Here is a 9,789-nt window from a genome sequence, read left to right as displayed (position 1 = left end):
CGATACCGACGATACAGCCAGCGCAATGCTAGTGACGGCCAAGAGCGCCCAGCGTTTGGTTTTCATTTAAATCCCCTGATCAAGTGCCTACGATCGCATTGTCCGAGAAAGCCGTCCCCGAGGAATACAATGTCGTTACCGTTTGTATCCGGAAGCAACGCCCCCGCGTGCGCGCTCGCACCGTTTTCCATTGCGCGACGGGCTCGAGCGCTGGCTGAGGCATTAGCCATCGACGCAAGGCTATGACATATTCGATACAACAATTGCGCCGCAGCATTCGGCCGATTCATGCGCGAAACCGGCCGGAATTACTTCATACGAAACCGCGTCCGCAGGCTCTGCGCTGAGGAAAGAATGCCGGGGCTCGATACTCCACTTCAGATGAACGACTAGTCGAGAACACGATGGTTACTGAAGTCGATGTCGTAGTGATCGGCGGCGGCCAAGCCGGGCTCGCCACTTCATATTTTTTGCGTCGAGGGGCGATCGATTACATCGTTCTGGACGACCAGCCTGCACCGGGAGGCGCATGGCGGCATACCTGGGATTCGCTGCACCTGTTCTCGCCGGCGCAGTGGAGTTCGCTGCCGGGCTGGCCGATGCCTGCATCGCAGGCAACGTATCCATCGCGCGATGAGGTCATCGACTATCTAGCGAAATACGAGGACCGCTATCGATTCCCGATTCGTCGCCCGGTACACGTGGAGTCGGTTTCACGTATTCCGGGCCGACTGCTCGTGCGCGCTCGGCAAGGGGACTTCTCCGCAAAGGCCGTGGTCAGCGCCACCGGTACTTGGAGTGCCCCCTACATCCCCGACTACCCGGGGCGCGCGGCGTTTCGGGGTCGCCAAGTCCATTCGGCGTGGTATCGAAATCCGCTCGAGCTGCGCGGACAAAACGTCTTGGTGGTCGGCGGCGGCAATTCGGGCGCGCAGATCTTGGCGGAGATATCGGCGCTTTGCAATGCCACGTGGGTGACGTTGGACGAGCCCGCGTTTCTTCCGGACGACGTCGATGGCCAAGTCCTCTTCGAACGGGCGACTGCGCGATGGAAAGCCGCGAGGGATGGGCAAGCGGGCGCGGCTCCGGTAGGAGGACTCGGCGATATCGTCATGGTGCCGCCCGTGCGAGCGGCGCGCGAGCGGGGCGCGCTGCACTCGGTGCGGCCGTTTACGCACTTCGAGGCAGACGGCGTGGTGTGGCCCGACGGCACCCGTTCTCGCGTCGATGCCGTGCTCTGGTGTACCGGCTTTCGGCCCGCGCTCCGTCACGTGGACTCACTGCTGATCCGAGACGCGGATGGAGTACCGAGGACCGAGGGGACGCGCGCTATGGGGGAGCCGCGTTTGTGGTTGGTGGGATACGGTGAATGGTGCGGCGCGGCGTCGGCGACGTTGATCGGCGTCATGCGCGGTGCCCGGGATACCGTGCGCGATATCGCGCAGTTTCTCGCTGCAGACGAATCATAGATTTTGCAGCGGGCTCCATCGCTCGCCGATGTGTGTGGCGCCTGCCCGGCGGCGCCGCATTCACGGCCGTTTCAGCGTGCCGATGCGAAGCTCGGATAGCAGCCGATCGGCGTAAGACGAATGCGGCCGACCCTTGGTTTTCGTATGGTAAGCCTGGGTTGCATCCTTGCCGCACCACGGCAGGACGATCGCAGGGTTCGATGGATGCCGCGGCAGGTAGGACGTGAGATCGAACACAGCGCCATCGATCGCCATCCAGCAGTCCTCGGGCCGATCGTGCCCGGCGATTTGCGCGAGCGTCCACGTCCCATCGGCCGCGGTTAAGTCGTGTTCAACCGTGTCCTTGGCGATCCAGCGATCGGCCACCCAAAACGTTCCGACGGCGAGCCAGAAGATCACGGTAGCGGCGGTGAAGAGCGTGCGCATCATAGGCGGAAGTCGAATCGCTCGTAGCGAATGTTTCCGGGCGGCGTGCCGAGCTCGATGAGCCCACGTGTCATCGCATCGACCATCGCCGCGGGCCCGCAGAGATAAACGCGACGCTCGGTCAGTTGCGCGATGCCGGCCGTCAACGTTTCGACCGCAGGGGGACGATCGCCGGTGGCATTGGCGATGAGTTTGAAATTCGCATCTTTGCTGGCCAGCGACGCGAGCTCTTCGAGGAAAGCCGCATCGGCGGCCGTGCGATAGAGATAGATCAGCGTGGTAGGCGTCACACGCGGTTCAGCGCGCAACGCCGCGATGAACGGCGTAATGCCGATACCGCCCGCGATCCAGAGCTCGGGCCGATCGGCGGCCTCCGATAGAAAACTGCCGAAGGGCCCTTGCAGTCGTAGCAACGCACCGGGCTCGAGCGCTTGCAGCCGCGTCGAGCAAGAGCCCAGCCCTTTGACGGTGACGCGCAGGCGGTGCTCCGCTTCAATCGCGCTAACCGTGAACGGATGATATTCGCCGCAGCCGCGGTAGTGCGGGTCGCGATCGAAGGCGGCGAGCACGAACTGTCCGGGCACGACGGCGAGTGCGGCGCCGCGGGGCGCAATCGAAGCCTCGATCACGCCGGCCGCCGGATGACCCACGGCGGTGACGCGGTAGGGCAGCGCTGCGAGGCCGAGGTCAGCCGCTAGGAGTCTCCAACTGAGGGCGAGTACGCCGATCGCCACGATGCCGAGCGGCGGGGCGGGCTCGCCGAGCAGTATCCACACGTGAGAGAAGGCGAGCAGCACGCCGATGCCCAACAAGTGGTGCAAGCCTCGCCAGCGACGGTAGGTCAGCCGCCGGTTGAACGTGGCCGCCAGTCCGCCCATGATCAGAACGAGTGCACCCCAGCCAAGCCATACGGGCCATGCCAACAACCACGGAGCCAGCGAGGCCCACGCCACATGGGGCGATTCCGTCCAGCCGTCCAAGGCGAGCGCGAGCGGATGCACGACGACCGCGAGATAAGCAAAGACGCCAAAGCGGTGGTGCCAGAGATAGCAGCGCTCGAGCCCGCCCAGCGCGCGAGCGAGATGGGGCTCGCGAACCATGAGAACGGTGCAGACGGCCAGCATGGCGGTGCCGAGCCAAGCACTGACGATCGCGATGCCGCGCCACAGCGGCAACTCGCTCGGGAACGACCACCAAAGCAGCAGCGCCGACGCCAAGGCGAGGATGGAGATGATGGGCACGCGTTGCCTGCGTTCGCTCGGCTCGAGGCTCATTGCAATCGGCCTCTTGCGCGCAATTGTTCGCAACCCGAATCGGGGCGAGGTGCTAGCCGCAACCCTGCTTGCTGCGCACGTTCGGCCATGAGCGCGTGATGCTTGGCTTGATAGGCCTTGCATTCCTCGTACGCAGTAAAGCCGCGCATGCGGCGCTGGTGCTCCTCTCGCTCTTGAGGCGTCATCAACCGCCACCCATAAGTATTGGGCGACGCCGCGTGCCACGGACCTGCCCGGGCCGCCGTGAGCACGATGAAGAGCGTAGAGGCCAGCACGAAGCGGACGGAATAAAGCGGGCGCATACGAGGTGGGGCTGGTTTTGGCTCGGGCCGTCGAATACGCGCGGGTTGCCTGCGATTCGGTTCGTCTGCACCGGGCTCGCTATGCAAGCTAGCGCATCGAGTACCGCGCTACGTTGATCCAGATCAGTACGATGAGGCGCCGATATCAACATGACGCCACGAGCAATAAATCGGTTTTTGGCTCGGTCGCCGCTCATGATGCGGTGGAGGACTTTACCGAACACACCGAGGTCGTCAACGGCTGCTCGGATTTATTGGTTCAAGTGTTCGACCGGCGAGGGCAGCATACGCGCTCGGCGATCGGCGTCAAATCGTTGCCGAAAGGCTTTGCCGTCGAAATCGAGGCGATGGTGGAAATACGCGGCGCTTAGGCGATGTGCTGTAATTGTCGGCCCATGCGGTGGCGGCGGCGCTCGTCGATCGCGTCAGCGCGCGAACGGCCGCTTGATGATCGACAAAAATGCCCGCTTGCGCGGGCATTCGTTCTATCGATCAAGCCTTGCGTTCAAGCCGCGGCCGCACTCGCGGCCTTGACCGGCTCGGGCACTTCGGGCGTACGGATCAGGTAATCGAACGCGCTCAGCGCCGCCTTCGCACCGTCACCCGCCGCGATCACGATCTGCTTGTACGGCACCGTCGTGCAGTCACCGGCGGCGAACACGCCGGGCACGTTGGTTTGCCCCTTGGCGTCCACCACGATCTCGCCGAATCGGCTCAGCTCCACCGTGCCCTTGAGCCATTCGGTATTGGGCACGAGGCCGATCTGGACGAACACGCCTTCGAGCGCAACCGTATGCTCCGCGCCGCTCGCGCGATCCTTGTAGGACAGACCGTTGACCTTATTGCCGTCACCGGTGATTTCGGTCGTCTGCGCGTTGGTTCGCACGGTTACGTTGGGCAGGCTGCCGAGCTTGGCCACCAACACGGCGTCGGCCTTGAGCTGGTCGGCGAACTCGATCAACGTCACATGCTCGACGATACCGGCCAGATCGATCGCCGCTTCGACGCCCGAGTTGCCGCCGCCGATCACGGCGACACGCTTGCCCTTGAACAGCGGGCCGTCGCAGTGCGGGCAGTAGGCCACGCCCTTGTTCTTGTACTCCTGCTCGCCGGGCACGTTCACGTTGCGCCAGCGCGCGCCGGTGGAGACGATGACGCTGCGGCTCTTGAGCGTGCCGCCGTTTTCCATCCGCACGCTCACGAGACCGCCCGGCTCCGTGGCCGGAATCAATTCGACGGCGCGTTGCTGCGACATGATCTCGACGCCGTAGTGGCGCACTTGCGCCTCGAGCGCCGCGGAGAACTTCGGGCCATCGGTTTCGAGCACCGAGATGTAATTCTCGATCGAAAGCGTGTCGTTGACCTGGCCGCCCATGCGTTCCACGGCGATGCCGGTGTCGATACCCTTGCGCGCGGCATAGACCGCCGCGGCCGACGCTGCAGGGCCACCGCCGACGATCAGGACGTCGAACGCGTCCTTGGCGTCGAGCTTGGCTGCCTCGCGCTCGGCCGAGCCGGTGTCGAGCTTGGCGACGATTTCCGCGAGATCCATGCGTCCGGCGCCGAACATCTCGCCGTTCAGATACACGCTCGGCACGGCCATGATCTGACGGCTGTCCACTTCGCTTTGGAACAAGGCGCCGTCGATCACGACGGTTTGGACGCGCGGGTTCAGCACGGCCATCACGCTCAGCGCCTGGACGACGTCCGGGCAGTTGTGGCACGAGAGCGACATGTAGACCTCGAAGCGATAGTCGCCGTCGAGGGCTTTGATTTGCTCGATGAGTTCCGGCTCGACCTTGGGCGGATGGCCGCCGGTCCAGAGCAGGGCGAGTACGAGCGAGGTGAATTCGTGGCCGAGCGGGATCGCCGCAAAGCGCAGGCTTTGGTCGCCGCCGACGCGGTTTAGGCTGAAGGACGGCTTGCGCGCATCGTTGCCGTCGGTGCGCACGGTGATCTTGTCCGACAGCCCGGCGATGGTTTGAAGCAGTTCTTCGAGTTCGCGCGAGCTTGCTTGCTCGTCCAGCGATGCCACGATTTCGAACGGCTGGGTCACGCGTTGCAGATAGGCCTGAAGTTGGCCCTTGAGGCTGTCGTCCAACATGATGATCCTCGATGCTTGAAAAGTTGCGGACTTGCTGTTTCGACGCCGGCCGGAGCGAGCCCCGGCCGGCCCGTCAATTCGTCAATTCGATTGACGGAGAAGGGTCACGCTTAGATCTTGCCGACCAGGTCGAGCGACGGGGTCAGCGTCTTCGCGCCTTCCTTCCACTTGGCCGGGCACACTTGGCCGGGGTTGGCGGCGACGAATTGCGCGGCCTTCAGCTTGCGCAGCGTTTCCGAGACGTCGCGGGCGATCGCGTTGTCATGCACTTCCATCGTCTTGATCGTGCCTTCCGGATTGATGATGAACGTGCCGCGCAGTGCGAGGCCTTCTTCCGGGATATGCACGCCGAAGGCGTTCGTCAGGTGGTGCGTCGGGTCGCCAACGAGCGGGAACTTTGCCTTGCCCACGGCTTCCGACGTTTCGTGCCACACCTTGTGCGAGAAGTGCGTGTCGGTCGTGACGATATAGACTTCAGCGCCGGCCTTTTGGAATTCGGCGTAGTTTTCCGCCGCATCTTCGACTTCGGTCGGGCAGTTGAACGTGAACGCGGCCGGCATGAAGATCACGACCGACCATTTGCCCAGGAGCGACTGTTCCGTGACTTCGACGAACTTGCCGTTGTGGAACGCTTGTGCTTTGAACGGTTGAACTTGGGTGTTGATAAGCGACATGAAGTTTCCTCGAACAGTGGGTGGGGTGGAACGATTTCGTCTGACAGGCTCTATATTGACGAAAACTCTTGAGAAACGCAATTCGATAGTCTCTATCTAAGCGATAGAGCGAGCCTAATGGGTTCATAGTTTTGGGGCGCGCAATCCGCCCGAACGAAGGCTTCCCGAAAGCAAAGAGCCGATCGGCGGCACGGTAGCGGCGTGCGGCGGGGGCCGCGGCGGCGTCGCGTATGGTATCAGCTACGCCTGAATCGTTAGGCTAGGCGCGCACGTGATAGACTCCGCACCCATGTCGTATTGGCGCAGACTTTTCCTCGTCGTGCTGTTGATCCTGAGCCTTCCGGTTCAGTCGTACGCGGCCGTCTCGATGAAATGCAAGGCCGAATTGTCGGACGCGTGGCAAAACGCGGCCGCCGCGCTGTACGCCGGACACGAAGCGCCGGAGCATCATCACGACATGGGCATGATGACGGCCGCTCTCGGCGAGCATCATCACGAGGGGGGCCACGCCGCCCACCCGCATGCGTGTTCGACTTGCGCATCATGTTGCTTCGGTGCGGCGTTGCCGGCCGGACCCGTTGTCGCCGTCCCCGTGGACAACTCTCTCGTTGCCATTCGTATCCCGCCTTCCGCTGGCGTCGTGTCGTTTTTGACCGGCGGCATCGAACGTCCTCCCCGCCACTTCCTCGTCTGATCCCCCATCGCGGTTGATGTTCCACCGCGATATGGCATTCCTTTCGGCGGTCTCGCGTAGACCCGCCGAATGACTCACGACGAGAGTATCTATGCGATTCATATCAACGGCCCTGCTTGGCGCAGCATTGCTCGCCGGTTGTACGACCTTCTCCAAAGACGGCGGCTTCGATGCGGTGTCGTCCACCGCGAAGGCGCGGCTTGGCCAAGACGCCGTCATCGTGAAAACCGACGCCGATCGCGACGCGGCGGCGGCGCGCACCCAAGCCTTGCTGGCCCAGCCGCTCTCGATGGACGACGCCGTGCAAGTCGCGCTGTTGAACAATCGCGGCCTGCAGGCGTCCTATGCCGAACTCGGGCTCGCCGAAGCCGATCGAGTGCAAGCGGGGCGGCTTCCCAATCCGGGATTTACCTTTAGCCGCACGCATGCGAGCAACGGCGACCTCAACATCGGCCGATCGATTTCGGCGAGTGTCCTCGGCATCTTGACCTTGCCGCTCGCCACGCATATCGAGGGTCGCCGCTTCGAGCAGACGAAACTCGAGACGGCCGATGCGATGCTCAAAGTCGCCGCCGACACACGCCGCGCGTATATCGAGGCGGTCGCGGCGCAGCAGGCCGCCGACTACGCCGAGCAAGTGCGCGATTCGGCCGATGCCGGAGCCGAATTGGCGTCGCGCATGCGCCAAGCGGGCAACTTCAGCAAGCTCGACTCTGCGCGAGAGCAGGCGTTCTACACGGAATCGGTTGCCGAATTCGCGCAGGCGCGCCAGCAAGCGGTGCTCGCGCGCGAAAAGCTGACGCGAACGATGGGGCTGTGGGGCGAGGACACACGCTATCGCCTGCCGGAGCGCTTGCCCGATTTGCCGAAGGAGCGCCCGGATCTGAAGGACGTCGAGCAGTTCGCGATGGAAAACCGCCTCGACATTCAGGCGGAAAAGCTTCGCGTGCAAGGCGTCGCGGCCTCGCTGGGCTTGACGCGGGCGACACGCTTCGTCAATGCGCTCGACCTCGGCTACCTGAACAACTACGAGACCGACAAAGGGCGCGAACCCGGCTTTGAAATCAGCGTCGAGATTCCGATCTTCGACTGGGGCAGCGCGAAGGTCGCACGCGCGCAAGCCATCTATATGCAGGCGGCGAACCGGCTCGCGCAGAGGGTTATCGACGCGCGTTCGGAAGTGCGCGAATCGTATTCGGCTTACGCCATCGGCTACGACGTCGCGAAGCACTATCGCGACGACGTCGTACCGCTGCGCAAGACCATCTCCGATGAAATGCTGCTTCGTTACAACGGGATGCTCGCTAGCGTTTTCGAGTTGCTCGCCGATTCGCGCGAGCAGGCCGGCGCGGTGAACCGCTATATCGACGCATTGAAGCGCTATTGGCTGGCGCGGACCGATCTCGAGCAAGCGCTCGGCGGCCGCTTGCCTGCGCCGGGCGCAACGCCTGAGCCGTTGGCCGCCTCGCCGCAAGCATCGGCAAAGAACTCGCAAGGGAAATAAATATGGTGTCCCGTAGACAATTTTTGAGCGGCTCGGGCGCCGCGCTGCTCGGCGCCGCGCTGGTCAGCAAAGCCGGCGCGGCATCGCTGCCCGAAGCCCCGACGATGGATGCGGCGCGTACGCAGCCGCCGCTCGCGCCGCCCAATGGCCGCCCGTACACGCCGGTGGCGACGCTGAACGGGTGGACGTTGCCTTGGCGGATGAAGAACGGCTGGAAGGAGTTTCATCTAGTGGCGGAGCCGGTCGTGCGCGAGATGGCCCCCGGTATGAAAGCCAATCTGTGGGGCTACAACGGACAAACGCCCGGACCGACGATCGAGGCAGTCGAAGGCGACAAAGTACGCATCTTCGTGACGAACAAACTGCCGGAGCATACGACCGTCCATTGGCACGGCATGTCGTTGCCGTGCGGAATGGACGGCGTCGGCGGTCTCACGCAGCCGCATATTCCCCCGGGCAAGACCTTCGTCTACGAGTTCGAACTCGAGCGGCACGGCACGTTCATGTATCACCCGCATGCCGACGAAATGGTGCAAATGGCGATGGGGATGATGGGCTCCTTCATCGTGCATCCGAGGGACCGCGGCGTGATGCCGGTCGATCGCGACTTCGTCTTCCTGCTGGCCGCTTACGACATCGACCCGGGTACCTACACGCCGCGCGTCAACGAAATGACGGACTTCAACATGTGGACGTTCAATTCGCGCGTGTTTCCGGGAATCGATCCGTTGCCGGTGCGCGCGGGCGACCGCGTGCGGATTCGCTTCGGCAATCTGACGATGACCAATCATCCGATTCACCTGCATGGGTACAGCTTCGAAGTGGCCGGGACCGACGGCGGATGGATCGCCCCGGGCGCGCGTTGGCCCGAGGTGACGACCGACGTGGCGGTGGGGCAGATGCGCGCGATCGAGTTCACCGCGAACCGTCCCGGCGATTGGGCGTTCCATTGCCATAAGTCGCACCACACGATGAATGCGATGGGCCATCAGGTGCCCAATCTCATCGGCGTGCCGCAAAAGGATCTAGCCAAGCGCATCGAGAAACTGATTCCCGATTACATGGCGATGGGCAGCACGGGCGGCGCGATGGGTGAAATGGAGATGCCGTTGCCCGACAACACGCTGCCGATGATGACGGGCACGGGGCCGTTCGGCCCGCTCGAAATGGGCGGCATGTTTACGGTCGTCAAAGTTCGAGCGGGCCTCGGGCGCAACGACTACCGCGATCCGGGCTGGTTCAAGCACCCGAAAGGGACGGTGGCCTACGAATACACGGGAGAACGCCCGGATAGCTGAGCGATCCCGTTCGATACCGTTCGGCCGGGTCATCCGCTCGGCCG

At 63.4% G+C, this 9,789-nt stretch carries 9 protein-coding genes; 5 read left to right on the top strand and 4 right to left on the bottom strand.

The features are described 5' to 3' along the window. Window positions 1-404: 404 nt before the first annotated feature. Window positions 405-1,469 (top strand): ArsO family NAD(P)H-dependent flavin-containing monooxygenase, encoded by a 1,065-nt coding sequence (locus C0Z18_RS01990; RefSeq protein WP_102643653.1) that lies wholly within the window; start codon window positions 405-407, stop codon window positions 1,467-1,469. A gap of 60 nt (window positions 1,470-1,529) precedes the next feature. Here C0Z18_RS01990 and C0Z18_RS01985 read toward each other — a convergent pair whose 3' ends face one another. Continuing rightward, window positions 1,530-1,898, bottom strand: a complete 369-nt coding sequence (locus C0Z18_RS01985; RefSeq protein ID WP_102643652.1) for a cytochrome b5 domain-containing protein — start codon at window positions 1,896-1,898, stop codon at window positions 1,530-1,532. Next, window positions 1,895-3,169 carry a ferredoxin reductase family protein gene (locus C0Z18_RS01980; RefSeq protein WP_158244186.1) on the bottom strand — a complete coding sequence of 425 codons (1,275 nt, stop codon included), beginning with the start codon at window positions 3,167-3,169 and terminating at the stop codon, window positions 1,895-1,897. The genes C0Z18_RS01985 and C0Z18_RS01980 overlap by 4 nt, the downstream gene beginning before the upstream one ends. A gap of 433 nt (window positions 3,170-3,602) precedes the next feature. On the opposite strand from C0Z18_RS01980, the gene C0Z18_RS01970 reads away from it, so the two are divergent. After that, a complete protein-coding gene (locus tag C0Z18_RS01970; RefSeq protein WP_102643649.1) occupies window positions 3,603-3,842 on the top strand; it encodes a RidA family protein in 240 nt (79 codons plus the stop codon). 134 nt (window positions 3,843-3,976) lie between these two features. Here the strand turns inward: C0Z18_RS01970 and ahpF are convergent, their stop codons facing one another. Both ahpF and ahpC read right to left on the bottom strand, forming a co-directional pair. Beyond that, the gene (gene ahpF, locus C0Z18_RS01965; RefSeq protein WP_102643648.1) at window positions 3,977-5,575 is read right to left on the bottom strand and encodes an alkyl hydroperoxide reductase subunit F; all 1,599 of its coding nucleotides are present in this window, start codon (window positions 5,573-5,575) and stop codon (window positions 3,977-3,979) included. A 110-nt stretch (window positions 5,576-5,685) separates the two neighbouring features. Continuing rightward, complete coding sequence (gene ahpC, locus C0Z18_RS01960; protein WP_102643647.1) at window positions 5,686-6,249, bottom strand: alkyl hydroperoxide reductase subunit C; 564 nt, start codon at window positions 6,247-6,249, stop codon at window positions 5,686-5,688. Between the two features lie 271 nt (window positions 6,250-6,520). Here ahpC and C0Z18_RS01955 point away from each other — a divergent pair, with 271 nt between their 5' ends. From C0Z18_RS01955 to C0Z18_RS01945, 3 genes are all read left to right on the top strand, one after another. Beyond that, window positions 6,521-6,943: a hypothetical protein gene (locus C0Z18_RS01955; RefSeq protein ID WP_332888199.1), complete on the top strand. Its 423-nt coding sequence runs from the start codon at window positions 6,521-6,523 to the stop codon at window positions 6,941-6,943. Window positions 6,944-7,034: 91 nt separating this feature from the next. Further along, entirely contained in the window at window positions 7,035-8,447 is a 1,413-nt protein-coding gene (locus C0Z18_RS01950; RefSeq protein ID WP_102643645.1) for a TolC family protein, read from the top strand. Between the two features lie 2 nt (window positions 8,448-8,449). Then, window positions 8,450-9,745 carry a copper oxidase gene (locus C0Z18_RS01945; protein WP_102643644.1) on the top strand — a complete coding sequence of 432 codons (1,296 nt, stop codon included), beginning with the start codon at window positions 8,450-8,452 and terminating at the stop codon, window positions 9,743-9,745. Window positions 9,746-9,789 lie beyond the last annotated feature (44 nt).

This window comes from Trinickia dabaoshanensis (assembly GCF_002879885.1).
Lineage (GTDB): Bacteria > Pseudomonadota > Gammaproteobacteria > Burkholderiales > Burkholderiaceae > Trinickia > Trinickia dabaoshanensis.
This window is presented reverse-complemented; position numbering and strand designations above follow the sequence as displayed.